22 protein-coding genes are annotated in these 26481 nt (G+C 72.5%); 18 read left to right on the top strand and 4 right to left on the bottom strand.

What is annotated here, in order from left to right; translation table 11 throughout:
• Positions 1-80: 80 nt before the first annotated feature.
• The 11 genes from ACZ7IF_RS02080 to ACZ7IF_RS02030 all read left to right on the top strand — a co-directional run bounded on the left by ACZ7IF_RS02080 (position 81) and on the right by ACZ7IF_RS02030 (position 12833).
• Entirely contained in the window at positions 81-1613 is a 1533-nt protein-coding gene (locus ACZ7IF_RS02080) for a serine/threonine-protein kinase (protein ID WP_470961533.1), read from the top strand.
• Between the two features lie 107 nt (positions 1614-1720).
• Positions 1721-2887, top strand: coding sequence for an agmatine deiminase family protein (locus tag ACZ7IF_RS02075; protein ID WP_470961530.1), 1167 nt, complete (start codon positions 1721-1723; stop codon positions 2885-2887).
• A gap of 128 nt (positions 2888-3015) precedes the next feature.
• Positions 3016-3597 carry a TetR/AcrR family transcriptional regulator gene (locus tag ACZ7IF_RS02070; RefSeq protein WP_470961527.1) on the top strand — a complete coding sequence of 194 codons (582 nt, stop codon included), beginning with the start codon at positions 3016-3018 and terminating at the stop codon, positions 3595-3597.
• A gap of 293 nt (positions 3598-3890) precedes the next feature.
• Positions 3891-4592, top strand: a complete 702-nt coding sequence (gene ureA, locus ACZ7IF_RS02065; RefSeq protein WP_470961524.1) for an urease subunit gamma — start codon at positions 3891-3893, stop codon at positions 4590-4592.
• A complete protein-coding gene (locus ACZ7IF_RS02060; protein WP_470961521.1) occupies positions 4592-6343 on the top strand; it encodes an urease subunit alpha in 1752 nt (583 codons plus the stop codon). Before ureA ends, ACZ7IF_RS02060 begins: the two co-directional genes overlap by 1 nt.
• Positions 6344-6432: 89 nt before the next feature.
• Positions 6433-7449: an agmatine deiminase family protein gene (locus ACZ7IF_RS02055; RefSeq protein ID WP_470961519.1), complete on the top strand. Its 1017-nt coding sequence runs from the start codon at positions 6433-6435 to the stop codon at positions 7447-7449.
• A 100-nt stretch (positions 7450-7549) separates the two neighbouring features.
• Positions 7550-9220 (top strand): ABC transporter substrate-binding protein, encoded by a 1671-nt coding sequence (locus ACZ7IF_RS02050; RefSeq protein WP_470961516.1) that lies wholly within the window; start codon positions 7550-7552, stop codon positions 9218-9220.
• Positions 9217-10176 (top strand): ABC transporter permease, encoded by a 960-nt coding sequence (locus tag ACZ7IF_RS02045; RefSeq protein ID WP_470961513.1) that lies wholly within the window; start codon positions 9217-9219, stop codon positions 10174-10176. The genes ACZ7IF_RS02050 and ACZ7IF_RS02045 overlap by 4 nt, the downstream gene beginning before the upstream one ends.
• Complete coding sequence (locus ACZ7IF_RS02040) at positions 10173-11027, top strand: ABC transporter permease (RefSeq protein ID WP_470961510.1); 855 nt, start codon at positions 10173-10175, stop codon at positions 11025-11027. Before ACZ7IF_RS02045 ends, ACZ7IF_RS02040 begins: the two co-directional genes overlap by 4 nt.
• Positions 11024-12028, top strand: coding sequence for an ABC transporter ATP-binding protein (locus ACZ7IF_RS02035; RefSeq protein ID WP_470961506.1), 1005 nt, complete (start codon positions 11024-11026; stop codon positions 12026-12028). The genes ACZ7IF_RS02040 and ACZ7IF_RS02035 overlap by 4 nt, the downstream gene beginning before the upstream one ends.
• Positions 12018-12833, top strand: a complete 816-nt coding sequence (locus ACZ7IF_RS02030; RefSeq protein ID WP_470961503.1) for an ABC transporter ATP-binding protein — start codon at positions 12018-12020, stop codon at positions 12831-12833. Before ACZ7IF_RS02035 ends, ACZ7IF_RS02030 begins: the two co-directional genes overlap by 11 nt.
• A gap of 26 nt (positions 12834-12859) precedes the next feature.
• Here the strand turns inward: ACZ7IF_RS02030 and ACZ7IF_RS02025 are convergent, their stop codons facing one another.
• A complete protein-coding gene (locus ACZ7IF_RS02025; RefSeq protein ID WP_470961500.1) occupies positions 12860-13507 on the bottom strand; it encodes a TetR/AcrR family transcriptional regulator in 648 nt (215 codons plus the stop codon).
• Positions 13508-13666: 159 nt separating this feature from the next.
• On the opposite strand from ACZ7IF_RS02025, the gene ACZ7IF_RS02020 reads away from it, so the two are divergent.
• Positions 13667-14821, top strand: coding sequence for an agmatine deiminase family protein (locus tag ACZ7IF_RS02020; RefSeq protein WP_470961497.1), 1155 nt, complete (start codon positions 13667-13669; stop codon positions 14819-14821).
• A 61-nt stretch (positions 14822-14882) separates the two neighbouring features.
• On the opposite strand, the gene ACZ7IF_RS02015 is transcribed toward ACZ7IF_RS02020, so the two are convergent.
• A complete protein-coding gene (locus tag ACZ7IF_RS02015) occupies positions 14883-15347 on the bottom strand; it encodes a hypothetical protein (RefSeq protein ID WP_470961494.1) in 465 nt (154 codons plus the stop codon).
• A gap of 248 nt (positions 15348-15595) precedes the next feature.
• Between ACZ7IF_RS02015 and ACZ7IF_RS02010 the strand changes: the two genes are divergently transcribed.
• Positions 15596-16120, top strand: a complete 525-nt coding sequence (locus tag ACZ7IF_RS02010; RefSeq protein ID WP_470961491.1) for a DM13 domain-containing protein — start codon at positions 15596-15598, stop codon at positions 16118-16120.
• Between the two features lie 12 nt (positions 16121-16132).
• Here ACZ7IF_RS02010 and ACZ7IF_RS02005 read toward each other — a convergent pair whose 3' ends face one another.
• Positions 16133-16897, bottom strand: coding sequence for a hypothetical protein (locus ACZ7IF_RS02005; protein ID WP_470961488.1), 765 nt, complete (start codon positions 16895-16897; stop codon positions 16133-16135).
• A gap of 232 nt (positions 16898-17129) precedes the next feature.
• Between ACZ7IF_RS02005 and ACZ7IF_RS02000 the strand changes: the two genes are divergently transcribed.
• On the top strand, positions 17130-18455 hold the full coding sequence (locus ACZ7IF_RS02000) for a polysaccharide deacetylase family protein (protein ID WP_470961485.1): 1326 nt from the start codon (positions 17130-17132) through the stop codon (positions 18453-18455).
• Positions 18456-18521: 66 nt separating this feature from the next.
• On the opposite strand, the gene ACZ7IF_RS01995 is transcribed toward ACZ7IF_RS02000, so the two are convergent.
• Entirely contained in the window at positions 18522-20477 is a 1956-nt protein-coding gene (locus ACZ7IF_RS01995) for a transglycosylase domain-containing protein (protein WP_470961482.1), read from the bottom strand.
• 437 nt (positions 20478-20914) lie between these two features.
• Between ACZ7IF_RS01995 and ACZ7IF_RS01990 the strand changes: the two genes are divergently transcribed.
• From ACZ7IF_RS01990 to ACZ7IF_RS01975, 4 genes are all read left to right on the top strand, one after another.
• Positions 20915-22066, top strand: a complete 1152-nt coding sequence (locus ACZ7IF_RS01990) for an amidase domain-containing protein (RefSeq protein ID WP_470961479.1) — start codon at positions 20915-20917, stop codon at positions 22064-22066.
• A 285-nt stretch (positions 22067-22351) separates the two neighbouring features.
• Positions 22352-23764, top strand: coding sequence for a family 2B encapsulin nanocompartment shell protein (locus ACZ7IF_RS01985; protein WP_470961476.1), 1413 nt, complete (start codon positions 22352-22354; stop codon positions 23762-23764).
• A gap of 77 nt (positions 23765-23841) precedes the next feature.
• The gene (locus tag ACZ7IF_RS01980) at positions 23842-25218 is read left to right on the top strand and encodes a family 2 encapsulin nanocompartment cargo protein terpene cyclase (protein ID WP_470961473.1); all 1377 of its coding nucleotides are present in this window, start codon (positions 23842-23844) and stop codon (positions 25216-25218) included.
• Between the two features lie 14 nt (positions 25219-25232).
• Complete coding sequence (locus ACZ7IF_RS01975; protein WP_470961470.1) at positions 25233-26120, top strand: geranyl diphosphate 2-C-methyltransferase; 888 nt, start codon at positions 25233-25235, stop codon at positions 26118-26120.
• Positions 26121-26481: the final 361 nt, after the last annotated feature.

The following is a 26481-nucleotide window of genomic DNA, read 5'->3' as shown; positions in this document are numbered from 1 at the left end:
GCATTGTCACACATTGACTGAAAATCCAGTTAGGGCGACGATGCGATCCGGTCACTTCCGCACTTCGAAAGAGCCACCGCATGTCCGTTCAGCCTTCCGGCGTACAGCCGGCCCACGCGGCGCTGTCCGCAGACGACCCCCGAGAGATCGGCGGCTACCGCCTCCACGCCCGGCTCGGTTCCGGCGGCATGGGCGAGGTCTACCTCGCCCACACCCCCGGCGGCCGCCCGATCGCGCTGAAGGCCGTCCGCAGGGAGTTCGCCGCGGATCCCGCGTTCCGGGAGCGGTTCGCCCGCGAGGTGGCCAGCGCCCGCCGGATCCACGGCCTCTTCACCGCGCAGGTGGTCGACTCCGGGGTGGACGAGCGCACGCCCTGGCTGGCCACCGCCTACGTGCCGGGTCCCTCGCTGGACGAGGTGGTGCGCCGGCACGGGCCGCTGCCGGTCCGCACGGTGCTGCTGCTCGTCGCGGGCATCGCCGAGGCGCTCCAGGCCATCCACGGGGCGGGCGTGGTCCACCGCGACCTCAAGCCGGCCAACGTGCTGCTCGCCGGCGACGGCCCCCGGGTGATCGACTTCGGGATCGCGCACGCGGCCGGCTCCGCCGCCCTGACGGGCACCGGGCTGCGGATCGGAACCGCCGCCTTCATGGCACCCGAGCAGGCGCTGGGCCGGCCGGTGACGTCCGCCACCGACGTCTTCGCGCTCGGTGCGCTGACGGCGTACGTGGCGGGCGGGCAGCCGCCCTTCGGCGGCGGTCCGGAGTCGACCGCCCTCTACCGGGTGGTGCACGAGCACCCCGACCTCACCGGGGTCCCCGCCGAACTGGAGCAGCTGGTCCGCTGGTGCCTGGCCAAGGGGCCGGCGGACCGGCCCACGACCGCAGAGCTGATCGGGTACGTCCACGCCCACCCCGGCGTCGGGCCGCGGCCGGAGTTCACCGAGGGCTGGCTGCCCCGGCCGGTCCGGGAGGAGGTCGGCGCGGGGCGGGACGGCGGATGGCCCGCCCCGCACGCGCCGACGGCCCCGGCCGCCCCCGTCCCCGCACCGGCGCCCGCCTCCGTACCGGCGCCCGCCTCCGTACCGTCCGCCCCGGCGCCGGAGGCGGGCGGCGGCCGGCGGGCGCGGCGGCGCACCCGCGGGCGCCTGCCGGCGGTGGCCGCGGCGGTCGCCGTGACCCTCGCGGCATGCGGTGCGGCCGTGTACTGGTTCGACACCCCGGAACCGGACGGCGCCGGCGCCGACGGCTACGTGCCCGGCTACGCGGGGACGAAGCTGACCGCGCCCGACTCCGGCTACGAGTTCGACCTGGAGGCCGGGAAGGTGGTGCCGGCCGACACGGCCACCTGGTACCTGGCGCCGGAGGGCCGGGCCTTCGTCCCCTCGGAGTCCTCGGACGTGCACCTGGCCGAGGGCGGCGCACCGACGCCCGCCGAGTGCGAGCAGGGCATCGAGACGAAGCCGGTGACCGCGCTGCCCTTCAGTGCCCTGGGGGAGCGGCGCCCGTTCTGCGTGCGCAGCCCCGACCGGAGCCGGATCGCCGTCGTCCGGCTGGTGGAGGCGGCCGCCGACGGATCCGTCACGATCCTCGCCGACCAGTACCACCGTGAGTGAGCACCGGGCCGTCGGCGGGCGGGGCACCCTCGCCACACTGCTTGACTGAATTTTCAGTTAGCGCAAGGATGCCCGTCATCCCCGCCCCTTCCTCATCAGGGAGCGCCATGGACACGCCCCGCACCACCCGTCGAAATCTCCTCCGGTACGGCGCGGCAGCCGTACCGCTGGCGGCCCTCGCACCGGCCGTCTCCTCCACCGCCGCGCGGGCGGCGACCGCCCCGGACGCCGGAGCCGCCGCGCTGACCATGCCCGCGGAGACCGACCCGCACGTCCGCACGTACATGGCCTGGCCCGCGCTCTCCGCGGTCTGGGGCAGCTCGCTGGAGCGGGTGCGCACCGACATCGCCGAGGTCGCCCACGCGATATCGCGCTTCGAGCCGGTGGTCGTGCTGGCCCGCCCCGGCCAGGCCGCCGACGCCCGGTACCTGTGCGGCCGGGGAGCCCGGTACGCCGTCGACGTGATCGAGATCCCGGTCGACGACCTGTGGATCCGGGACTTCGGCCCCACCTTCGTGGTGGGCCCGGGCGCCGTCGCCGGGGTGGACACCAACTTCAACGGCTGGGGCAAGACGGGCACGAAGTACGCCCAGCCCTTCGCCAACGACGCCGCGGCGGCCGGCATCCTCCTCGACGAGTACCGGGTGCGCCGGATCCGGGCCGGGTTCACCGGCGAGGGCGGCTCGCTGGAGACCGACGGCGAGGGCACCCTGCTCGCCACGGTCAGCTCCCTCGTCAACGCCAACCGGAACCCCGGGATGACCCAGGCGCAGGTGGAGGACTCGCTGCGGAGCTCCCTCGGCATGGACAAGGTGATCTGGGTGCCGGGCCTGGCCGGCCAGGACATCACCGACTGCCACATCGACTGCCTGGCCCGCTTCACGGCCCCCGGCAAGGTCATCCTCGACCGGCCCGGCCCCGGCGCGGACCCCAAGTGGATCGCCGTGTACGAGGAGACCGGGCGCGTGCTGGAGAGCGCGACCGACGCCCGCGGCCGCCGCCTCGCCGTCACCGAGCTCCCCGGCCCGGACCGGAGCCGGATCCGGGGCAAGGGGGAGGAGTTCCTGTCGAGCTACACCAACTACTACACGCCCAACGGCGCCGTCATCGCCCCGCAGTTCGGCGATCCGTACGCCGACGGCGTCGCGTACGCGATCCTGCAGGCCGCCTACCCGGCCCGGCAGGTGCTCCAGATCCCCATCGACGGCATCGCGGGCGGGGGCGGCGGCATCCACTGCGCCACGCAGTCGCGGCCCGTTCCGCCGGCGCTCTGATGCCCGCCGGGGTGCCCCGGCGGGCGGGTGGCGCACCGGTCGGGGGGCGGGCCGCGCCCGGCGCGGCCCGAACACCCGGTGACGGGCCGCTTACGTCCGGCCGGGAGCGCCCCGGTAAGGTGCGGGACATGGCGTCTCGCAGCACTCAGATCCTCGAAGCGGCCGCCCGGGTGATCGCCCGGCGCGGGGTCCGCGGGCTGCGCGTGGAAGAACTCGCGGCCGAGGCCGGGGTGTCCACCGCCCTGATCTACTACCACTTCAAGGACCGCACCGGGGTCCTGCGCCAGACCCTGGAGTTCATCAACGACCGCGCCGAGCGGTACACCACCGACCGCGACCCCTCGGAGCCGCCGCTCTCGCCCCGCGAGGAGCTGGAGGAGACCCTCCTGCTGGAACTCCAGGACACCGTCGAGGTGCGGGAGAACAGCGCGGCCTGGGGCGAGCTGCGGGCGAGCGCCGTCTTCGACGAGGTGCTGCGCGAGGACCTCGCCCGCGCCACCCTGGTGTGGGTCCAGGAGGTCGCCGCGCTGCTGGGCCAGGTCCAGCCGATGGTGCCGGCCTCGGCGCTCGCCGCGGCGGCCGAGCGGCTCACCGCCCTGCTGGAAGGGCTCAGCATGCGCTGGCTCAGCGGCGGCATCAGGATCGGGCACGCGCGCGAGCTGATGCTGGGCGCCATCGACGCGGAGCTGGCCGGGCTCAAGCAGGGCTGAGGCCCCGCCCGGGGGCCGCCGCACGTCTTCCCGTCCTTGCCTCCACGAGGCAGGGACGTTTCCACGCCACATCTATTGACTGAATTTTCAGTCAGTGCCAGAGTGAAGCCCAGCCAGAGTGAAGCCCAGTCGGCCAGGCCGGCATCCCCTCGCGGTTCTTCCCGCGCCGCGCCTACGAGGCGCCCCGCGCCCCGTTCGACGCCACATCCGCCGCGCGACACCGGCACCCGGACGGCGCGGCTCCCTCGGCCCTCCCGGGCCACCCCCCCTCCCGTCTCCGGAGGAAGGACACCATGCCCCTGACCCCCACCGAGCGTGACCGGCTGCTGCTGTTCACGACCGCCGAACTGGCCAGGGCCCGCCGCGCCCGAGGCCTGAAGCTGAACGTCCCGGAGGCCACGGCGCTGATCGCGGACACGGTGTGCGAGGCGGCGCGCGACGGTCTCCGCCTCGCCGAGGCCCTTGAGCGCGGGCGCGGCGTACTCGGCCACGACGACGTGCTCCCGGGCGTGGCGGACATCGTCACCGAGGTGATGGTGGAGGCGGTGTTCGAGGACGGCAGCCGGCTCGCGGCGGTGAGCGACCCCTTCGGGGAGCACCCGCGCCGCGATGCCGCGCCGGGAGCGGTCCTGCCCGCCGCGGACGGCGTGGCGGCGCCGGAACCGGCGGTCACCCTCACGGTCCGCAACACCTCCGCGGTCCCGGTGAGCGTGACCTCGCACTTCCACTTCTTCGAGGCCAACCCGCGCCTCGACTTCGACCGGGCCGCGGCCTACGGCATGCGCCTGGCGGCCGCCGCGGGCTCGTCCACCCGGTTCGACTCCGGTGCCGACGTCGAGGTGGGTCTCGTACCCGTCGGCGGCGACCGGATCGCCCTCGGCTTCGCCGGACTGGTGGACGGACCCCTGGACGCCCCCGGTGCCAGGGAGGAAGCCCTGCGCCGGGCCGCCGCCCGCGGCTACCTCGGCGCGCGCACCCCGGAAGGGACCCCCTGATGAGCAGGCCCACGCGGCACAGCGACCACTGCGCCCCCGGCAGCAGCCGCCACATCGACCCGCACGAGTACGCGGCCGTGCACGGCCCCCGGGCCGGCGACCGGGTCCGGCTCGGCGACTCGGGCCTCGTCGTCCGGGTGGAGTCGGACGCGCAGAAGCCGGGGGACGAGTTCCTGGCCGGCTTCGGCAAGACCGCCCGCGACGGCCTGCACCTGAAGGCCGCGCCGGTCCGCGAGACCTGCGACCTGGTCATCACCAACGTGCTGGTGATCGATGCCGTCCTCGGCATCCGCAAGGTGTCCGTCGGCATCCGCGAGGGCCGCATCCACGCGATCGGCCGCGCGGGCAATCCGGACACCCTCGACGGGGTCGACGTGGTCGTCGGCACCGGCACGACGATGATCCCGGGCGAGGGCCTGATCGCCACGGCCGGCGCCGTGGACACCCACGTCCACCTGCTCTCCCCGCGCATCATGGAGGCCTCCCTCGCGAGCGGCGTGACCACGGTCATCGGGCAGGAGATCGGGCCGAGCTGGGGCGTGGGCGTCAACTCGCCCTGGGCGCTGCGGCACGCCTTCAACGCGTTCGACGCCTGGCCGGTGAACATCGGCTTCCTCGCCCGCGGCTCGTCCTCGGACGCCGCTCCCCTGGTCGAGGCCCTGGCCGAGGGCGGTGCCTGCGGCTTCAAGGTGCACGAGGACATGGGCGCGCACACGCGTGCCCTGGACACGGCGCTGCGGGTGGCCGAGGAGCACGACGTGCAGGTCGCCCTGCACAGCGACGGCCTGAACGAGTGCCTCTCCGTCGAGGACACCCTCCGTGTCCTGGAGGGCCGGACGATCCACGCCTTCCACATCGAGGGCTGCGGCGGCGGGCACGTCCCCAACGTCCTGAAGATGGCGGGCGTGCCGAACGTGATCGGCTCCTCCACCAATCCGACGCTGCCCTTCGGCCGGGACGCGGTCGCCGAGCACTACGGCATGATCGTCTCCGTCCACGACCTCAAGCCGGACCTCCCGGGTGACGCGGCCATGGCCCGCGACCGGATCCGCGCCGGGACGATGGGAGCCGAGGACGTCCTGCACGACCTGGGCGCCATCGGCATCACCTCCTCCGACGCCCAGGGCATGGGCCGGGCCGGCGAGACCATCCGCCGCACCTTCGCCATGGCCGCCAAGATGAAGGGCGAGCTCGGCCCCCTGGACGGCGACGGCGAGGGCGACGACAACGCCCGGGTCCTGCGCTACATGGCCAAGCTGACCATCAACCCGGCCATCGCCCACGGCCTGGCTCACGAGATCGGCTCCATCGAGACCGGCAAGCTCGCCGACATCGTGCTCTGGCGCCCCCAGTTCTTCGGCGCCAAGCCGCAGCTGGTCCTCAAGTCCGGCTTCCCCGCCTACGGAGTCACCGGCGACCCCAACGCCGCCACCGACACCTGCGAACCACTCGTCCTCGGTCCGCTGTTCGGAGCCCACGGCGCCGCCCCCGCCGACCTCTCGGTGGCCTTCGTCAGCCGTGCCGCCGCCGAGTCGGGCTCCTTCGGCGCCCCGTACGACTCGCTCGGCACCCGGCGCCGCCGGGTTGCCGTACGCGGCACCCGCGGCATCGGGCCGAAGGACATGGTGGGCAACACCCGCCTCGGCGCGGTGGACGTGAATCCCCGTACCGGCCTCGTCACGCTCGACGGCGACCCCCTGCGCTCCGAGGCCGCCGACTCGGTCTCCCTCAACCGCCTCTACTTCCTCTGAACTGCCTTCGACCTGCATGTGCGTCTTTTCTCTTGACTGAAATTTCAGTCGGGTGACAGACTCCGCCAACGCAAGAAATGAGACATCCGATGGCTGAATTCCGTATGCCCGCCGAGTGGTCCGCGCACGAGGGCTGCCTGATGGCCTGGCCCACCCGCCCGGACCTGTGGGGCAGCGTCCTCCCCGCCGTGAAGGAGGAGTACGCCGACGTGGCCCGCGCCATCGCCGCCTTCGAGCCCGTCACGATGGTCGCCCCTCCCGGCCACGGCGCGGACGCCCGGGCCCACTGCGGGGACACCGTCACCGTCATCGAGCTGCCGCTCGACGACTCCTGGTTCCGCGACTCCGCCCCGCTGTTCGTCCTCGACGCCGAGGGCAACCGGGCCGGCGTCGACTTCCGCTTCAACGCCTGGGGCGGCAAGCACCACCCGTGGGACTCCGACGACCGGATCAGCGCCCTGCTGCTGGAGCACGTCGGCGCCCCGCGCATCCCCTCCGACATGATCCTCGAAGGCGGCGCGATCACCGTCGACGGCGAGGGCACGCTCATCACCACCGAGCAGTGCCTGCTGCACCCCAACCGCAACCCCGGCATGAGCCGCGAGGAGATCGAGGCCGAGCTGAAGGCCCGGCTCGGGGTCACGAAGGTCATCTGGCTGCCGTACGGCGGCCTGCTCGACACCGAGACCGACGGCCACGTCGACGGCGTCGCCGCCTTCGCCGCGCCCGGCACCGTCGTCATCTCCCTCCCCGAGGACCCGGCCCATCCGGACTACGCCCGGATGCGTGCCAACCGCGCCGTACTGGAGGCCGTCACCGACGCCCGGGGCCGCCGCCTGGAGGTCGTCGAGGTCCCGCAGACCGCCTTCGCGGACCTCGCCGGCGGCGGGATCGAGGTGTCGTACCTCAACTACTACGTCGCCAACGGCGGCGTCGTCGTCCCGGTGGCCGGCCTGCCCCAGGACGAGGAGGCCCTCGCCGTGATCGCCTCCGCCTACCCCGGCCGCGAGGTCGTCGGCGTCCGGGCGCTCGCCATCGCGTTCGGCGGCGGCGGCGTCCACTGCATCACCCAGCAGATCCCGGCCGCCCGCACCACCACCGGCTGACCGGACCGGCTCGCACCGACCGGACCAGGCCGTTCCCGGCGGACCGCCACGCGCTCCGCCCGCTCCTCCCCGCATCCCTCACGGAAAAGAGAGCGCGACGATGACCACCTCACCACCCCGCACCGGCAGACGCCCCCGCCGCCTCCCCGCAGGCCCGCGCACCGCGGCCGCCGCCACCGCGGTCCTGTCCTCCATCGCCCTCCTCGCGGCCTGTGCGGGCCCGCCGAAGGACAAGTCCGGCGGCGTCACCGACGTCGCCCTGTCCGCCTCCACCCCGGAGGCCAAGGGCGAGATCGACTCCTTCACCTGGGCCGTCTACGCCGAACCGCCCACCCTTGACTACACCGTGGCGTTCGACTACCCGCAGAACACCGTCCTGTCCAACGTGTGCGAGAGCCTCATGCGCTGGAACCCGGACCTCACCACCGAGCCCGGACTCGCCCGCAAGGCCTCCAACCCCGACCCCACCACCTGGGTGTACGACTTGCGGCCCGGCGTGCGCTTCCACGACGGCGGGGAGATGACCGCCGAAGACGTGGTCTTCAGCCTCGGCCGCCAGACCGACCCCGCGAACGCCGCCGCCTGGGCCCAGGTCTTCCAGAACGTCGACTCCGTCACCAAGAGCGGCCCGCTCCAGGTCACCGTCAAACTCAAGAAGCCCGACTCCCAGTTCCCCCAGTACATGGCCACCGCCGCCGGGGCCGTCGCCTCCAAGGCCGCCGTCGAGGCCGCGGGCAAGGACTACGGCACCACCGGCGGCCTCGGCTGCACCGGCCCCTTCAAGCTCGGCACCTGGAACAAGGGCCAGTCCATCGAGCTGGACCGCTTCGACGGCTACTGGGGCACCAAGGCCAAGGCCAAGAAGGCCGTCTTCCGGGTCCTGACCGACCCGTCCGCCCGCACCAACGCCATGCTCAGCGGCGAGATCGACGGCGGCTACCTCATCCCCACCGAGAGCTACGGCCGACTGCGCGGCAGCGGCGTCGGCACCCTCTACTTCGGCGAGGGCCTGAGCACCGTCAACGTCAACGTCACCAACACCCAGGGCCCCCTCGGCGACGTCCGCGTCCGCCGCGCCCTGTCCCTGGCCCTGGACCGCACCGGGTTCGTCAAGGCCGGACTCGGCGGCGCCGGCACCGTCACCAGCTCCCTCACCACCCGCGCCGCCTGGGCCGCCGCCCCCGAGCAGACCCTCAAGACCGCCTTCGACGGACTGCCGCCCACCGGACAGGACATCGAGCGGGCCAAGGCCCTGGTCAAGGAGGCCGGCGCCACCGGCAAGACCCTGACCGTCGCCACCAGCTCCATCGGCCAGGACGTCTCCCTCCTCGCCACCGCCGTACAGGCCGCCGGTACGGGCATCGGCCTGGACATCCGGCTGAAGACCATCGCCCCCAACGCCTTCACCGCGCTCTTCACCGACCCGCAGGCACGCGAGGGCATCGACATGTTCCCGCTCACCTACTACGATTCGATCACCGACCCGCTCGACCTGCTGACGAACTTCAAGACCGGCGCCTACATGAACTTCGCCGGCCACAGCGACCCCGAGTACGACAAGCTCGTCGACGAGGCCACCGCCGCCTACGACCCCGGCCGGCGCCTGGAGACCGTAGCCAAGCTCCAGCGGCAGGCCGCCGAACAGCTGCTGTGGATCCCCGTCGCCGAGTGGCCCACCGCCGTGTTCCTGAACAAGCGGATCACCGGCGCCCCGACCACCATCTCGTACATGTACCACCCGTGGGCCGCCGCCGTGGGGGCCGCACAGTGAGCTTCGCCCGATTCGCGGCACGCCGGCTGGGGGAGATGGCCGCCACCCTGCTCGCCGCCTCGTTCGTGGTGTTCGGGGCCATGTACCTGGCCCCGGGCGACCCGGCCGGCTTCCTCCTCGCCGGCCGCTCGGCCTCCCCGGAGGCGCTCGCCTCCGTCAAGGCCCAGTACCACCTGGACGAGCCCTTCCTCGTACGCTACGGCCGCTGGCTCGGCGACGTCCTCCAGGGCGACTTCGGACGCTCCATCACCTACCGCACCGACGTCTCGCGCCTGCTGGCCGACCGGCTGCCCACCACCCTGCTCCTCGTCACCATGGCGCTCGTCGTGGTGGTGGCCGTCGGACTGTTCCTCGGCCGGCTCGCCGCGGTCCGCGGCGGCGCCACCGACACCGCCGTGCTCGTCACCACCACCTTCGCCGTCGGGACCCCGTCCTTCGTCGCGGCCGTCCTGCTCCAGGGCCTGTTCGCCGTCAAGCTCGGCTGGTTCCCCACCAGCGGGGCCGGCGAGGGCTTCACCGACAAGCTCCGGCACCTCGCGCTCCCCGCGACCGCCCTCGCCCTCTACCTGATCGGCATGCTCGCCCGCGTCACCCGCTCCGCCATGGCCGAAGCCCTCGACAGCGACCACGTCACCGTCGCCCGCAGCCGCGGCGTACCGGAACGCCAGGTCATCCGCCGGCACGTGTTCCGCAACTCCCTCGGCACCGTCCTGACCACCGGCGGCCTGATCGTCTCCACCCTGCTGGTCTGCACCGTCCTGGTCGAGACCGCGTTCAGCGTCGGCGGCATCGGCCAGCTCCTCGAACTGTCCACCAGCACCAAGGACTTCCCGACCGTCCAGGCCGTCTCCCTGATCGTCGTCGCCCTCTTCATGGCCGTGAACCTGGTCGTGGACCTGCTGCTCCCGCTCGTCGACCCCCGGGTCACCCTCGGCACCAGAGGGGCCGCCGTATGACCGCCGTACTGACCCGCCGCCCCGGCCTGTCCCGGATCCGCGCCGCCGGCTCCCCGCTCCACCTCGCCTGCCTCGGCCTCGTCGGCCTGGTCGTACTGGCCGCGCTGCTCGCGCCCTGGCTGGTGCCCCACGACCCCAACGCCGTCGACCTGGGCAACGCCCTGGCCGGCCCCGACGCCGAGCACCCGCTCGGCGCCGACGCGGCCGGCCGCGACACCCTCTCCAGGCTGCTGCTCGGCGCGCGGACCTCGCTGCTCGGCCCCCTCGGCGTCGTGGTCTTCTCCACCCTCGCCGGAGTCGCCGTCGGCACGGCCGCCGCCTGGCGCGGCGGCTGGCTCGACTCGGCGCTCTCCCGCAGCACCGAGCTGGTCTTCGCCTTCCCCGGCATGCTGCTGGCCATCCTGATCATCTCCGTGTACGGCGAAGGACTCCTCGCCCCCGTCATCGCCCTCGCCGTCGCCTACCTGCCCTACGTCAGCCGCCTCACCCGCTCCCTCGTCCTCGCCGAGGCGGCCCGCCCGTACGTGAGCGCCTACCGGGTCCAGGGCCACTCCGCCTTCCAGATCTGCCTGCGCCACGTCCTGCCCAACATCGCCCCCGTCGTCCTCGCCCAGTCCACCATCAACTTCGGCTACGCCCTGATGGACCTCGCCGGGCTGTCCTTCCTCGGGCTCGGCGTCCCCGCGCTCACCCCCGACTGGGGCCGCATGGTCTTCGACGGACAGACCGCGATCCAGCACGGATACCCGCTGTCCGCGATCCTGCCCTGCGCCGTCATCGTGCTGACCGTGGTCGCCTTCAACGTGGTGGGCGAACGCTGGGCCGACCGCGTCGCCAGGAGAGACCGATGAACACTCCCGCAAGCACCCCCGAAGACGCACTCGAAGTCAGCGGACTGCGGGTCACCCTCCCCGGCACCGCCCGGCCCGTCCTCGACGGGATAGACCTCACCGTCGCCCGCGGCGAGACCGTCGCCCTCGTCGGCGAATCCGGCTCCGGCAAGAGCATCACCTCCCGCAGCGCGCTGGGGCTGCTGCCGCCCGGCGCCCGCGCCGAAGGCGCCGTACGGGTCTGCGGGCGCGACGTACTCGCCATGACCCCGGCCGAGCTGGGCGGCGTACGGGCCGGCACGGCCGCCATGGTCTTCCAGGACCCGCGCGCCGCCGTCAACCCCCTGCGCCGCATCGGCGACTTCCTCACCGAGAGCGTCCTCCTCAACGGGACGCTGAACCGGGCGGACGCCACCGCCCGCGCGGGGGAACTGCTGCGGGCCGTCGGCCTGGACGAGTCCGTCCTGCGCAAGTACCCCGGCCAGGTCTCCGGCGGCATGCTCCAGCGGGTCGTGATCGCCGCCGCCCTCATGGGCGACCCGGCCCTCCTGCTGGCGGACGAGCCCACCACGGCCCTCGACGTCACCAGTCAGGCCGAGGTCGTCTCGCTGCTCGCGGGGCTGCGCGCACGCTTCGGCACCGGGCTGCTGTTCGTCACCCACGACCTCGACCTCGCCGCCGCCATCAGCGACCGGGTCTACGTGATGTACGCCGGGCGGATCGCCGAAACCGGGCCCGCCGAGGCCCTGTTCGCCCGGCCGCGGCACCCGTACACCGCCGCCCTGCTGGCCTCCACCCCGCGGATGGACGGCCCCCGGGGCAGGCTCGCCGCCATCGACGGCCGCCCGCCCGATCTGCGCGAGGAACTGCCGGGCTGCGCCTTCGCCGCCCGCTGCCCGCTCGCCACGGAGATCTGCGACCACCGGGCGCCGCACCAGGCGGCCGCTCCCGGCCGGCCGGACCACCGGGCCGCCTGCCACCACAGCGACCGGCTCGAAGGGAGCACCGCCGATGTCCGATAGCACCACGGGCACCCCGCACCTGCTGGAAGTCAGGGGTCTGCGCCGCGCCTTCGCCGCCGTCCGCGCCGTGGACGACGTGTCCTTCGCCCTGCCCGAGGGCGGATCGCTGGGCGTCGTGGGCGAGTCCGGCTCGGGCAAGACCACCACCGCCCGCATCGTCGTCGGCCTGGAGCGGGCCGACTCGGGAGACGTCCTCGTACGCGGCCAGCCCCGGACCGGCCGCACCCGCGGCAGGGCCGCCCGGCTGGCCCGGGCCCGCCAGGTGCAGATGGTGTTCCAGGACCCGTACCTCTCGCTCGAACCGCGGACCCCCGTCGAGGCAGCCCTGCGCGAAACCCTCGCCCTGCACTTCCCCGGCCGCGACCACACCGCGCGGGTACGGGAACTGCTCGACCAGGTGGGCCTGGGCGCCCGGGCCGCCGAGGCCCGGCCCCGGCAGCTCTCCGGCGGCCAGCGCCAGCGGGTGGCCATCGCACGCGCCCTCGCCGTCGAGCCGGCCGTACTCGTCCTGGACGAGGCCGTCGCCGCCCTCGACGTGTCCGTCCAGGCACAGATCCTCAACCTGCTGGCCGACATCAGGCAGGAGACCGGGATCGGATACCTGTTCATCACCCATGACCTCGGCGTCGTCCGGTCCGTCACCGACGAGATCGTGGTGATGCGCCGCGGAGCCGTGGTGGAGAGCGGCCCCACCCAGGAGGTCCTCGCCGCGCCCCGGCACCCGTACACCCGGCTGCTGCTGGACTCCGTACCCCGGCCGGGCTGGGATCCGGACGCGATCGCCGAGGCCCGGCGGGCGCTCTAGGGGGTCACGGGCGCGGGGCGGCCGGCTCAGGCTCCGGCGGCGAGCGTGCGGAGCAGCGTACGCAGCACCGGGCCCGGGTCGACCTCGGCGCCCAGCGACTCCACGGCCGCCAGACCGTCCACGGCGGCGGCCACGGCCTCGCCCAGCAGACGGGCGTCGACGCCCCCGCCCCGCTCCTCGGCGAGCACCTCGAACAGGGCGGTGAAACAGCCCCGCCAGCGCCGGTACTCCGCCTCCAGGCACGCGCGGACCCGGGAGTCGTTCAGGGCGTGCCAGTGCAACGCGGAGTGGAGGTGGGAGAGTTCCGCGCCCTCGGGCCGGGAGAGCAGCTCGACCACCCGCTCGGCCCGCTCGGCGAAGGGCCCGGGCGCCGCCACGGCCTCCTCCAGCGGGAGGATCCACTCGGGGCGCATGTCCGCGACGACCGCCAGGACGAGATCGGTCCGGTCCTGGAAGTGGTAGTGGCACATCCCGTGCGACACGCCGCTCAGGGCCGCCACGTTCCGGGTGGTGAAGCGCTCGCTCATCCCGCCCGCGAGCAGGGTCCGCGCGGCGGCGATCAGCCGTGTCCGGGTCTGCTCGCCCTTGGCCGAGACCCGGGTGCGGCCCGCTCCCGCCCCCGCCGGCGCGGGGGGTGCGGACAGGTCCGGGGAGTCCTTCGCGGATGCAGCCATGGCGTCACTCTAGTCAGCCTCCGGCGCGCCACCTGCGCCTTTCCCCGAGCCCCCGGAACGACCTTGCCGGAACTCTTGACCGAGCGCTTGGCCAGTTTTAGTTTTCCGGCCAACCCCGCTACCGCCGCGGGGAGTTGGAGACCCGAAGGAGACCCCCTCATGAACGACCACGCAGTCAGTCCGCCCCGGGCGGGCATGGACAGGCGCCGTTTCCTGACGGCGGCGGGCCTCGCCGCCGCCGGCGCGGCCGTCACGGCCGCCGCCGTACCGGCGGCGGCCCGGGCCGCCGCCCGGCCGGCCGCCGCGGGAGGCTTCCGGGTACCGATCGAGGACGTGCGCCACACCCGCACCTGGATGGCCTGGCCGGACAGCACCTCGATCTGGGGGAACAAGCTCTCCGGCGTCCAGTCGGACATCGCCCTGATCGCCCGCACCATCGCCAAGTACGAGCCGGTCCACATGTGCGCCAACCCCGGCAGCGCCGCCCGCGCCCGCTCCCTGTGCGGCTCCACCGTCACCGTGCTCACCACCGTCCCCGTCGACGACTGCTGGATGCGCGACTCCGGTCCGGTCTTCCGGACCGACGGGGCCGGCGGCCTGGACGCGGTCGGCCTGAACTTCAACGGCTGGGGCAACCGCCAGACCCATGCCAAGGACGCCCTGGTCGCCGGACGTATCGCCGCCTACACCGGGGTCCCGTTCACCAGCGCGGCCCTGACCGGCGAGGGCGGCGCCGTCGAGCAGGACGGTGCGGGCACCCTGATGGCCACCCGCAGCAGCCTGGTCAACGGCAACCGCAACCCAGGGATGTCGCAGTCGCAGATAGAGGCCGCGCTGTGCACGGCGTACGGCGCCTCCAAGGTCATCTGGTTCGACGGCGTCCGCGGCCAGGACATCACCGACGACCACGTCGACGCCACCTCCCGCTTCCTGGCGCCCGGCAGGGCCCTCGTCCAGATGCCGCTCGCCACGGACACCGACGTCTACGCCAAGGACGCCAGGCAGCAGTACCAGATCCTGTCCGCGGCGACCGCCGCGAACGGCACCCGCATGACGGTGGACCGGCTCCAGGGCCCCGACTACTACAAGATCCGCTCGGCCAACCCGGACTTCCTCGCCTCCTACGCCAACTACTACGTCTGCAACGGCGCCGTGATCTCCGGCCAGTTCGGCGACACCCGCGCGGACACGGCCGCCAGGGCCACCCTCGCCCGGCTCTTCCCCGGCCGCGTCGTCGAGCAGCTGAACATCGACCGCCTCGGCACCGGTGGCGGCGGCATCCACTGCGTCACCCAGCAGCAGCCGGTCGCGTAGCACGCCGGCGGCCCGTCCGCCCGGCGCCCGCCGGCCGGGCGGGCCCCGGTGTCACCGCGCCTCAGTAGCGCAGGGCCGTGCCGGTCTCGGCCCGCACCGTGCCGGACAGCTTGTGCGTACTGCGCGCGCTGCCCGTGCCCGTGCCCTTGCCGGCGACGTCCGTGACCGTCACCACCACGGTGTCGAGGAGCTTTCCGCCCTCGTCCTTGAACTCGACCTGTACCGCGAAGGACTTCTGCTCCTCATCGGTGTTCCGTACGGTCACGGGGACCGTCGTACGGCCGTCCGTGTCCGTCGCCACCGGGCCCAGGGACACCTGGTCCCGGGCGTCGACCCCGTCCTTCACCTCGGCGAGCTTGTCCTTGGCGACGGCAGCGGCGGACTCGGCGGCCTCCGCGGCATCGGCGGCGGCCGACGAGACCGCCTCGCCGGCCGACTTCACCGCCGCCGCGGCGCTCGACACCGCGGCGGACGGGGCGCCGTCGCCGTCCGAACAGCCGGCGGCACCGAGCGCCAGCACAGCCACGAGAGTTCCACCTGCCGCACCACGCGTCCACGCGATCGCCGCCACCATGCCTCCAAGGGTCGTCCGGGCCTCCCAGTCAACGCCCCGGCGGCCCGGACGCCCACCGCAGGAGGCATCCGGGTGACGCCCGGCGACCGCGTCCGGGACAGCCGGGAGGTGTGCTGATCGGGGCCGTCGAGCGGGTCCGGCCGCACGGGGCGGCCCCGATCCCGTTCAATGGGTACGGAACTACGACGGAGGGGTACGCGATGGGACGCGCGGGCGGGCGGCGCAAGCCGATGGTGATCGCGGTGGTGGCGGTGGCATCCGTACTGGTGGCGGTGGGGCTGTACTGGTTCGAGCCGTGGAAGCTCTGGCAGGACCAGACGGTCAGGGAGGCGCTGCCGAGCGCGTCGGCGTCCGCTCCCGGCCGGGCGGCTCCCCGGACCCTGGCCCGGGGGAACCTGATCAGCCACGAGCACACCACCACGGGGACGGTCAGGGCGGTCCGTCTGCCGGACGGCTCCCGCATCCTGCGCCTCGAAGGGCTGGACACCAGCAACGGGCCGGACCTGCGGGTCTGGCTGACCGACGCCCCCGTCAAGGAGGGTACGGACGGCTGGCACGTCTTCGACGACGGGAAGCACATCAGCCTGGGCGCCCTCAAGGGCAACAAGGGCGACCAGAACTATCCGATCCCGGCCGACGTGAACCTGTCCGAGTACACCAGCGTGACCATCTGGTGCGACCGCTTCGACGTCTCCTTCGGCGCGGCCGCCCTCGAACCGGTCTGACCCGCCCGGGCCCTACAGCAGCAGGGTGCGGGCGAGCGCGGTCATCACGATCTGGGTCTTGGTGTCGCCGGTCGGCGGCGGGGTGAGACCGCGCTCGCGCAGGGCCCCGTCGAGGACGTGCTGGACGTCCGCCGCGTCCTCCAGGTCCGCCCGCACCGAGACCTCGACGAACCGCAGCCCGCCCTCGGTGGTCCACTCCTCGACGGCCACCGCGCGGGGCAGCTCCTGCCACTCCTGCTTCCACTTGACCGCGTGCACCGGGCCGAGCGCCGTCAGGCCGTCGAGGCCGCCGTCGCCCAGTCCGGCGGCGCCGAGCAGCTCCAGCTGCTCCTCGACGAGCAGCCGGCCGGGCGAGCCGGCCCCGGGGTCGAGGGAGGACGCGAAGCCCACCTCGGCCTGGAGCGAGGCCGCCACCACGGGCTTGAACGCGGGCGCCGCCCGGTCCTGCTCGATCCGGTACTCCCACTCCTCGCCCTCGCGCTCCTTGAGCCAGGGCGGCGGCAGCGCGGGACACGGACGTAGTTTGACCGTAATGTCCGCTTCGTTCTTGGAGTCGTGCCCCTCGCGGTCCCGGCGCAGGCGCAGGATGCGGCCCCCCTCCAGGAGCGGCAGCGAAATCTTCGCGCCGGAGGTCTTCGCGGGCCTGTCCCAGAAGTGGACGGACCGGCGCCGGCCGTCGTCGCGGTCGAGGTCCAGGGCGTCGAACGCCGCCGCGGCCTCCGTCCCGGCAAAGCTGACCTTGATCTCGGCGGCCTCGGCCGTGGGGGGCTGCTTCATGGTGCCGTTATCGCCCCGGCGGCCTCCCGGAGCCCGGCACTCCGGCACCGCCGGCCGCAGGATTCACCCGAGTGCCGCACTCCGTTGCCACGAACGGCCGCCGGGCTGTGGATCGGCTGTGAAAGGGTGCGGTACGGGGGGTGTGGTACGGGCGGTGTGCCAACAAGTTCTATATTCGTACGAAGCATCCACGCGCGGCCCTGCTGCGGAGATTCAGGGGGGTACGACCGCGATGGCCGAGACCGACGCCGTGGGCGGCACCCGGGCGAAGTCCCGCACGGCCCGCAAGGCGCGCCGCAAGACCCGCAACCGCAAGCGCCTGGGCATAGCCGGCGCCGTACTCGTGGCGGGCGGGGCCGCCACCGCGTTCGCGGTCGGTTTCTCGGGCTCCTCGGACGCCCAGGGGGACGCGCGGCTGGCGACCCCGGCGGGCGCGGGCGGGGTGACCGGCGGGCCCGGCTTCGGCAAGGGCCCGAAGCCGAACTGGGACGGCAAGGTCGAGGTGCTGGGCGACGGCTCCACCTCCTACACCGGACCGCAGCCGGGACAGCTCAAGCCCGAGAAGCTCAAGCCGGGCGAGAAGCCGCCGCAGTTCGTGGTCTTCTCCTGGGACGGCGCGCTGGAGGGCGACGACCACCTCTTCTCCCACTTCCGCCAGGTGGCCAGGCAGAACAAGGCCCACATGACCTTCTTCCTCACGGGCATCTACCTCCTGCCCGACGCGAAGAAGTCCCTCTACCGCCCGCCGCAGCACGGCCAGGGCGCGGCCGCCATCTCGTACCCGACCGCCCCGCACGTGAAGTCCACGATCCAGCAGCTGCGCGGCGCCTGGACCGACGGCAACGAGATCGGCTCGCACTTCAACGGGCACTTCTGCGGCCCCAAGGGCGGCGGGGACTGGAGCCCCGAGGAGTGGAAGAGCGAGATCGACCAGGCGTACGGCTTCATGAAGGCCTGGAAGACCAACACCGGCTTCACCGGCGAGGCGCCCCTGCCCTTCGACCCGGACCGGGAAGTGGTCGGCGGCCGCGCCCCCTGCCTGGAGGGCCAGAAGAACCTGATCACCGCGATCAAGCCGTACGGCTGGCGCTACGACGCGAGCTCCTCGGGTGACTTCCAGCTGTGGCCGTCCAAGATCGACGGCATCTGGAACTTCCCCCTCCAGCTCGTCCCGCTCCAGGGCAAGGAGGTGCAGGTCCTCTCCATGGACTTCAACTTCCTCTACAACCAGTCCGGCGACAGCACCCAGGGAGACCCGTCGAAGTTCGCCGGCTGGCGGGACCAGGTCCGCGGCTCCTACATGAACGGCTTCAACCGCGTCTACAACGGCAGCCGGGCCCCGATGTTCATCGGAAACCACTTCGAGGACTGGAACGGCGGCATCTACATGAAGGCCGTCGAGGACGTGATGAAGGACGTCTGCAACCGCCAGGACGTGCGCTGCGCCTCGTTCCGGGAGGTGGCGGACTGGATGGACGCCCAGGACCCCAAGGTCCTGGCCCAGCTGCGGATGCTCGACCCCGCCCAGGCCCCGGACTGGAAGGCGGTCGTCAAGTAGGACCGGAAGACGAATGCGGAGGGGCCGGACGGCACATGCCGCCCGGCCCCTCCGTCCGTCGCCCGGCTACTTCACGGCCTTGGCGTAGTCGGCCCATACGTTGACCGCCCGCGCGCTGCCGGGCGTCGTGGGGGCGTCGCCGCCCAGCCCGGTCAGCGGCAGCGGGATCAGGTCCAGCAGCGACATCCGGTAGACCACCACCGCGGTGGTCTCCTGCGCGGTGGTGCCCACGAACCAGCCCGCCGTGTTCGCCGCGGTCGTGCCGGTCTTGCCCGCCGCTCCAGGCTGGGCCTTGGCCGCGGCCTTCGCCGAGCCCTCGCTGACGGCCGAACGCAGGGCCTCCGTCACCGTCCGGGCGGTCTTCGGCGACATCGCCTTGGCCGCCTTCGGCGGGTCGAGCGGCACGGCGGCGCCGGCCCGGGTGGCCGAGCGCACCGAATAGGGGTCGGTGTGCATGCCGTCCGCCGCGAAGGTCTGGTAGGCCCCCGCGATCCGGATCGCGCTGGGCTTGGAGTTCTCCCCGAGGGCGAAGGTGGGGATCCGCGGGCCGAGGCTCGACGAGAGCAGCCCGGAGCGCTCGGCGTACGTCTCGACCCGGTCGACCCCGACGTCGATGCCGAGCTGGAGCATGGGGGTGTTGACGGAGTTGGCGACGGCCTGTTGCAGGGTGATCTGCCCCCAGCTGCGGTCGCCCTCGTTGTGCCCCTTGAGCACCTTGCCGCTGCGGTCCCAGTACGGGCCCTCGGGCGTCTGCACCGTCGCCTGGTCGTTGCCGTCGTAGACGCTGGAGGACGAGACGGGGGTACGGGCCTGGCCGCGCGTGCGCACCACTCCGTCCTCCAGGGCGGCGGCGTAGACGAAGGGCGTGAACACCGTGCCGGCCGGGATCGTCGTCGCGTTCGCCTCGTTGAAGCCCTGCTTCAGGTAGTCGGGGCCGCCGTACACGGCGAGCAGCCGGCCGTCGCGGGCCACGCTGGCCGCGCCGATCTTCGCGAACTTGTCGGTGTCGGGCCGCCGCTCGGGGTCGAAGGACTTCTGCGCTTCCTGCACCGCGGCGGTCAGTGCCGTCATGCGGTTCTTGTCGAAGGTCGTGTAGATCTGGTAGCCGCCGAGGTCGAAGTCGGACTCCTTGAGGTGGCCGGCCTTGATCGCGTACGCCTTGGCCATCTCCACCAGGTAGCCGTTCTGCGCTCCGGGCATGCCCACGAGGGAGGCGTCCGAGGGCTCCGGGAACTTCGTGTAGGTCGCGCGCTCGGCGGCGGAGAGGTGGCCGGTCTCGACCATGCGGTCCAGGATCCAGCTCCAGCGCTCGACGGCGCGGGCGTGGTTCTCCTTGCCGAGGGTGGGGTCGTACAGGCCGGCGCCCTTGAGGAGGGAGGCCAGGAAGGCGCCCTCGCTGGCGTTGAGCTGGGAGACGTCCTTGCCGTAGTACGCCTGGGACGCGCGCTGGATGCCGTAGGTGCCGCGGCCGAACCAGCTGGTGTTGAGGTAGTCCTCCAGGATCTGCTTCTTGCCCGCGCGGCTGTCCAGCTTCACGGCGAGCAGCAGCTCGGTGAACTTCCGGGACAGGGTGCGGTCCTGGTTCAGGTACGCGTTCTTCACGTACTGCTGCGTGATGGTGGACCCGCCCTGGGTCTCGCCGCCCGTCAGCGCCGCCCGCACGGCGCGCAGCACACCCGAGGGGGAGACGCCGGGATCGGAGTAGAAGCTGGCGTTCTCGGCCGCCAGGACGGCTCCCTGGACCTTCTCCGGCACCTTGTCCAGGGGCATCTCCTGCCGCTGGACCCAGCCCGTGCGGGCCATGGTGGAGCCGTCGGACCAGTAGTAGACGTTGTCCTGCTGTTTGGCGAAAGAGTTGAGATCGTCCGGTATGTCCGTTACGGCATAGGCGATTCCGACGAAGGCCGTCATGCCGACGAACAGGTACAGCACGGCGCCGAGCCACTGGCGGCCCGAGGGTATCCAGCGCTGCCACCCGCTGCGCCCCGGTCGCGGGTACGCCGGCTTCAGGCGCCGCAGCACCGGGCGCGCCTTGGCGAGGGCCGGTCCGAGGGCGGGTGCGAGGCGGCCCGCCAGACCGGAACCGGTAGGTGCCCGACGGCTCCCGGACTTCCTGCGGCGGCCCGAGGGGGCCGCGACGCTGCCCTTCGGGGCCGCGCGCCTGCCCCGTGATCGCCCTCTTGAGGACATGTCCTGCCTGCCCACTCCGAATGCCCCCTGTGCCGTGCTTCCGTGTACACCCTAGATGCATTTCCTGTGAAGACGATGGGGAGGCGGCGGGAACCGGAGGGGATTCCCGGGGCGTCTCACAGTGCGGAAGCGGAGTCATGCCGCCCGGTCTGCGGGGTGATCATTGCCGGGCGACTGGGGACGAAACGGAACGCGGCCACAGCGTCGCCCAGTTGTGCGAAGATTCCGTCCTCCCGGTCTGTGTGGACCGGGTGACAAGGGGATACACAGTGATACCTAAGAGGTTCAGGCTGGCCGCCATCGGGGCCCTGACCGTGGCCATAGCGTCCGGCAGCCTGTTCGCCTACTCCGCGAGCGCGGGCACGACGGAGGACGCCGACCGCGCCACCGCGGACTCCTTCGCCCGCATAGCCGACGACGTGCTCTCGCAGCGCACGCAGGCCCTGGTCGACGGCCACGTGAAGCACCGTGACGCGGCGCCTTCGTCCAAGAAGAAGGCCCGCCTGTCGGACAAGCTGAAGAAGGACGAGGACGCGGCGATCACGTCGCTCAAGTCCCGCAAGACCCGCCTCGCGGAGCTCGGCGAGGCGTACACGGCCGCCGACACCCGCGTCGTGGTGGACAAGGCGACCATCACCGGGGGCAAGGCGACCGTCCAGGTCACCGAGCAGACCACGCTCACCTACAAGAAGGTGCGCGGGGACGAACCGGACACCACGGACTTCAAGACGCGCTACGAGCTGACGCTGGCGGGCAAGAAGGGCGGCTCCTGGGAGCTGACCTCCATCAAGTCCCAGGACAGCGCCAACGCCCCCGTCGCGGTCAACGAGCCCGTGACCGCCAAGGTCGCCGCCACCGTCAAGGACGACGGCAACCAGTACCCGGACGGCACGCCCGCGTCCACGAAGTACCCGGCCCCGGCGCCCAAGCCCAAGACGCTGACCGGCGGCGCGTACGACTACAACGCCATGGCGAAGTACGCGGAGAAGTACTGGAGCAACTACAACCCGGCCTACCGGAAGTTCAACGGCGCCGGCGGTGACTGCACCAACTTCATCAGCCAGGCGCTGAAGGCCGGCGGCTGGAAGCCCGTCCCGGGCTCCTCCTCGGACTACCGCAACTGGTGGTACGACGGCACCCGCCAGTCCGACTCCTGGGTCGGGGCGAACGAGTGGGCCTGGTTCACGCTCTCCAACGAGCGGGCCGCGAACCTGGCGAACGTGTACCAGATGGACATCGGCGACATCCTGCAGGTGGACTTCAACAAGGACGGGTCCAAGGACCACTCCATGATCGTCAGCTACCGCAGCCGTGCGGGGATGCCGTACCTCACGTACCACTCCACCAACACGTACCGTAAGTCGCTCGCGAGCATCATCGCGTCCTACCCGGACGCGCGCTACTTCGCGTACCGCACCTGACGGTCGGCCCCTGAGCCCCTCCCGCCGGCGGAAGCCCCCCGGCGGGAGGGGCTTTTTCGTGCCCCGGCCTGGCTGGATGCCGTCGTCGGCCGCGTCAAACCTCCAGCACATCAAGATCACTGCATCGAGGTAATGCACCCGGCATTTCAAGGTCGTCTGGGCAGGCAGAACGTTACTGTTCCCCGAGATCTGGACGGATTCCCTGATATTCGCCCCTCTTTTTTCCTTTTCACCGGTGACGTGCACTTATGCCCGTCGTCGCGCTTACGAAGGAGAGCTCGCCGCATGACCGTTGACACCAGCCCGGAAGCCCAGCTGGATCCGCCGCAGCAGTCCAGCCTGAGCACGGCCGCCGCCCGCAACCTTGCCAGCACGACCAAGTCCGCCCCGCAGATGCAGGAGATCACCTCCCGGTGGCTGCTGAGGAGCCTGCCCTGGGTGGAGACCAAGGGCGGCACCTACCGGGTGAACCGCCGGCTGAGCTACACCGTCGGCGACGGGCGGATCGAGTTCGTCCAGGACGGTGCCTCGGTGCGGGTGATCCCCCGGGAGCTCGGCGAACTGGCCCTGCTGCGCGGCTTCGACGACCTGGAGGTGCTGACCGCGATCGCCGGCCGGTGCGTCCAGCGCGACTTCCGGGCCGGCGAAGTGCTCGTCGAGCGCGGCGCCCCGGCCGACCAGATCCACATGATCGCCCACGGCCGGATCAGCCAGACCTCCCTCGGCAAGTACGGCGACGAGGTGGCCATCGCGACCCTCGCCGACGGCGACCGCTTCGGCGAGAACGCCCTGCTCGACGGCGACGCCGGCTGGGACTACACCGCCACCGCGGAGACCCCGGGCACCCTGCTCACCCTCTCCCGCAGCGAGTTCGCCGCCGTACTGTCCTCGGCGCCGACCCTCCAGGCCCACATCCAGCAGTTCAGCTCGCTCCCGCAGCAGCGGCAGAACCGTCACGGCGAGGCCGAGATCGCCATGTCGGCCGGCCACACCGGCGAGTACGAGCTGCCCACCGCCTTCGTGGACTACGAGCTCAACCCGCGCGAGTACGAGCTCTCCGTCGCACAGACCGTCCTGCGGGTCCACACCAGGGTCGCCGACCTCTACAACGGGCCGCACAACCAGACCGAGGAACAGCTCAGGCTCACCATCGAGGCGCTGCGCGAGCGCCAGGAGCACGAGCTGATCAACAACCGCGAGTTCGGCCTGCTCCACAACGCCGACTTCAAGCAGCGGATCCAGACCCACTCCGGCCCGCCCACCCCGGACGACCTCGACGAGCTGCTCTGCCGCCGCCGCGGCACCAAGTACCTCTTCGCCCACCCCAAGACGATCGCGGCGATCGGGCGCGAGTTCAACGCGCGCGGGCTCTACCCGGACCACGTCGACGTCGGCGGGCAGCAGGTCCCGGCCTGGCGGGGCGTACCGATCCTGCCCTGCAACAAGATCCCCATCAGCAAGGAGAACACCAGCTCCATCCTCGCCATGCGTACCGGCGAGGACAACCAGGGCGTCGTGGGCCTGCGGCAGACCGGCCTGCCCGAGGAGTACGAGCCGGGCCTGTCGGTGCGCTTCATGGGCATCAACGAGCAGGCGATCATCTCCTACCTGGTCACCACCTACTACTCCGCCGCCATCCTGGTGCCCGACGCCCTCGGCGTCCTGGAGAACGTACAGATCGCCCGCAGGCGCGACTAGAGGACCTGCCCACCGGCCGCGACGCCCGGCCCGCCCGGGATCCGGGCCACCTCACCCACCTCACCAAGGAGCCACGGATGCCCGATCCCGGGCCTTCCCCTCTGCAGTCGAGCCTGCCCTCCGCCGCCGCGCACTTCGGGGCGCACGTCCTCGCCGACACCCTGAGCCTGGGCCGGGCCCCGGCCGGCGCCCCGGTCGCGGAAGCCGCCGCTGCCGAAGCCGTCCCCGGGCCGGCCGCAGCCGCGACGCCCGTCGTCACGGCCCCCGCCGCCATCCGGCCCGCCCCGCCGTCCGCGCCCGTCCTGCCCTTCGGCACCCGCACCCCTCCGGCGGCCGCGCCCGCGGCGGGAGAGGGAACGGTACGGCAGGCCGGCGAGGCCCTGGAGCGGATCATCCGCGGGCCCAGCGGCCTGGGCACGACCGCCCTGCACCCCGCCCGGTACGGGGACCCCCCGGCGCCCACCGCACCGGTGGACGCCCTCCACATCCCCGGCCTCTACTACCACCCGGTCCCGGAACCCGACCCGGCGCGGGTGGCCGAGCTCAGCCGCAGGATCAAGGCCTGGGCGCTGGACGAGATCCAGCTCTACCCGGACGACTGGGAGGGCGAGTTCGACGGCTTCTCCACCGGGCGCTACATGGTCGCCTGCCACCCGGACGCCCCCACCATCGAGCACCTGATGGTCGCCGCCCGGCTGATGGTCGCCGAGAACGCGGTCGACGACATGTACTGCGAGGACCACGGGGGCTCGCCCATCGGTCTCGGCGGCCGCCTGCTGCTGGCGCACAGCGCCCTCGACCCCCTGCACACCACGAAGGAGTACCACCCCCAGTGGGCGGAGTCGCTCCACGAGGACGCCCCGAGGCGCTCCTACCGCTCCGCCATGGAGTACTTCGTCCAGCAGTCCACGCCCTCCCAGGCCGACCGCTTCCGGCACGACATGGCCCGGCTGCACATGGGGTACCTCGCCGAGGCCGCCTGGGCGCAGACGGACCACATGCCCGAGGTGTGGGAGTACCTCGTGATGCGGCAGTTCAACAACTTCCGGCCGTGCCCCACCATCACGGACACCGTCGGCGGCTACGAGCTGCCCACCGACCTGCACGCCCTGCCCGCGATGCAGCGCGTCCTCGCACTCGCCGGCAACGTCAGCACCATCGTCAACGACCTCTACTCGTACACCAAGGAACTCGCGAGCCCCGGGCGCCACTTGAACCTGCCCGTGGTGATCGCCGAACGCGAGGGGGTCTCCGACCGGGAGGGCTACCTCAAGGCGATCGAGGTCCACAACGAGCTCATGCACGACTTCGAAGCCGAGACCGCCGCCCTGGCCGCCGCCTGCCCCGTACCGAGCGTGCTGCGCTTCCTGCGGGGGGTGGCCGTGTGGGTCGACGGCAACCACTACTGGCACCAGACCAACACCTATCGCTACAGCCTGCCCGATTTCTGGTAAGGACGGACTTATTCGTGACCAGCACTGATCTCACCACCGCCCCCTCCGTCGGCTCCGTGCTCATCCCCGCGCCGACGACGCCCTACCAGGGTGACATCGCCCGTTACTGGAACGACGAGGCCCGCCCCGTCAACCTGCGCCTCGGCGACGTCGACGGCCTTTACCACCACCACTACGGCATCGGCGACATCGACCACGCGGCCCTCGGCGACGCCGAGGACAGCGCATACGAGAAGAAGCTGATCGCCGAGCTGCACCGGCTGGAGTCGGCCCAGGCCGAACTGCTGCTGGACCACCTCGGCCCGGTAGGCCGCGACGACACCCTCGTGGACGCCGGCTGCGGCCGCGGCGGCTCGATGGTGATGGCCCACCAGCGCTTCGGCTGCAAGGTCGAGGGCGTCACCCTGTCGACCAAGCAGGCCGACTTCGCCAACCGGCGCGCCCGCGAACTCGGCATCGAGGACCACGTCCGCGCCCGCGTCTGCAACATGCTGAACACCCCCTTCGAGACCGGCCAGGCAGCGGCCTCGTGGAACAACGAGTCCAGCATGTACGTCGACCTGCACGACCTCTTCGCCGAGCACTCCCGGGTCCTCGCCGTCGGCGGCCGCTACGTGACCATCACCGGCTGCTGGAACCCGCGGTACGGCCAGCCCTCCAAGTGGGTCTCGCAGATCAACGCGCACTTCGAGTGCAACATCCACTCCCGCCGCGAGTACCTGCGGGCCATGGCCGACAACCGCCTCGTACCGCAGGCGGTCGTCGACCTGACCCCCGACACGCTGCCCTACTGGAAGCTGCGCGCCACCTCCTCCCTGGTCACCGGCATCGAGGAGGCGTTCATCAAGTCCTACGAGGACGGTTCCTTCCAGTACGTCCTGATCGCCGCCGACCGCGTCTGACCAGGCTCTGAGCGGGTTCCGGCCGAGCCCGTCCGCAGACCCGAGGGGCCGGGACCGTCAGCCGACGGACCCGGCCCCTCCCGGGCGTGTGACCATGGCCCCCGGTACATCCGCACCACCTGGGGGAAGCATGTCCACCCGCACCACCGCCGCGCGCTCCGCGGCCGCCGCGCTCGCCGCGCTGTTCGTCCTGGCCGGCTGCACCTCACCGGACAAGGACCCGAAGACGGCGGGCGGTTCCCCGGCGGCCGCGGCGGGGGGGGGGGGGGGGGGGGGGGGGGGGGGGGGGGGGGGGGGGGGGGGGGGGGGGAGGAGGGGGGGGAGGGGGGGGGAGGGGAGGGGAGGGGGGGGGGGGGGTGGG

The organism is Streptomyces sp. NPDC037421, from assembly GCF_055602105.1.
The sequence above is the reverse complement of the archived record's forward strand: the minus strand, read 5'-3'. Positions and strand labels throughout refer to the sequence as shown.